Origin of the sequence: Staphylococcus pasteuri, assembly GCF_030547725.1 — a bacterium.
GTDB lineage: Bacteria > Bacillota > Bacilli > Staphylococcales > Staphylococcaceae > Staphylococcus > Staphylococcus pasteuri.
In genome coordinates this window covers 1-308 of the sequence record NZ_JAUOQO010000172.1, presented here as the reverse complement: position 1 = coordinate 308, position 308 = coordinate 1, and the positions used below count along the sequence as shown (strand labels likewise).

Genomic DNA, 308 nt, shown 5'->3' with positions numbered 1-308 from the left:
AATGCCGACTTTGCTGACCAGGCAAGTGGCACAAGTTTTTGGACACAGGCCTTTGCTAGAGGGTTTGATACTTCAGCTTTTGGAGTGCTAGTTGCCGGTGGCGATACAGCAACAGCGGGAACTATGCTAGCTCAAGCAGATTTAGCAGGGTTAACTTATGTTGAAGATGGTGAGACTAAAGCCGTAGATGCACATCGCCATTTAACTGCTTATAACCCGATTCCAGAAACACGCAGTACTGCTTTACTCAACCTAGATATTTACTTTCCTGACGAAACCTTAACTGGACAAACTATGCCGGCAGATGG

The 308-nt window shown here is 46.1% G+C and carries 1 protein-coding gene; it reads left to right on the top strand.

Annotated features, from left to right (window positions below; translation table 11 throughout):
• On the top strand, positions 1-308 hold a 308-nt coding region (locus tag Q4528_RS13280), incomplete at both ends, for a hypothetical protein (protein ID WP_303521977.1).